The sequence below is a fragment of the Paenibacillus sp. J5C2022 genome (assembly GCF_025567625.1).
GTDB lineage: Bacteria > Bacillota > Bacilli > Paenibacillales > Paenibacillaceae > Pristimantibacillus.
The window spans coordinates 1-1035 of sequence record NZ_JAOQJC010000116.1; the positions used below are offsets into that span (position 1 = coordinate 1).

The following is a 1035-nucleotide window of genomic DNA, read 5'->3' on the forward strand; positions in this document are numbered from 1 at the left end:
GCGGCTAAGCAACATATGGCGGTTGCACCCGAACTCGCAGGGATTAACCGCTTTTCGGATGAAATCGTGAAGGCCGGTTATGATCACACCAAGCAGTTGTTACGCATCAAGTGGGAGCAAACGGTTGATTACTCATTACTCGAGGACATGATCGAGTTCAATATGATGGACAAGGCAGACTGTTCAACTTTTTGGCGAAAGTGAAAAAAATTGTTATGTAATTTATAAGCGGGTTTGTTGCCTAAGATGAGGGGGATTCTGATGGAGAGAAGGCATGAAGTATTGTTTGAACAGTTGCGTACTTATCGAAGTGAATTGTTGGAGCTTATGGAGAATCTAACTGAAAAAGAAGCGGATGTGGTGCCGGAAGGGTTCACTAATAATATCAGATGGAACTTGGGACATGTTCTCCTTGATCAGTATTTATGGATTAGCGCCCTTACGAAAGAGGAGCCACCGGTTCCCACGAGGTATCAGCTGTGGTTCGGTTACGGGACGAACCCCTCTCATTTTACAGGCGAAACACCGTCATTATCCGAATTGATGGCTATGCTTAAGGAACAGCCCCGTGTAATCGAGGAGAAATACCGGGACCGGATGGAAGAGGAATTTGCTCCAGTGGACATGGGGATGCACACCATAGAACAGGTACTGGTCAGAACGATATTTCATGAAGGGCTCCATATTGGTGCGATCAGTACGATGATGAGAAAGATGAAGCAATAATAGAGAGCGGAATTTTTACTGGGTTAATTTGGTTGTTGAAATACGAAATAGAAATGTGCTATTATGGTCATCCGCCACATTGGCGGGGAAATGAAGCGGATCATCACAAAAAACTTTTTTTAAAAAAGATGTTGCTTTTTGAAAGTGAACTGTGATAAGATACTTCTTGTCGCCAAAACGACAGCAGGCAAGCAGTAAACGTTGTTCCTTGAAAACTGAATGATGAGCGATATGTCAAATTTGAAGATTTTCGCATTGGCTTAGCCAAGTACGAAAAACTTCTAGCTAGTAACGAATTGAGCAAGTCAA

Annotated in this window: 2 protein-coding genes; both read left to right on the forward strand. The window is 43.1% G+C overall.

Features of this window, described 5'->3' with window-relative positions:
• The coding region (locus tag M6D81_RS31525; RefSeq protein WP_410795811.1) for a DUF1801 domain-containing protein at positions 1 to 204 on the forward strand (204 nt) is incomplete at its 5' end.
• Positions 205 to 261: 57 nt separating this feature from the next.
• A complete protein-coding gene (locus M6D81_RS31530) occupies positions 262 to 726 on the forward strand; it encodes a DinB family protein (protein WP_262681629.1) in 465 nt (154 codons plus the stop codon).
• Positions 727 to 1035: the final 309 nt, after the last annotated feature.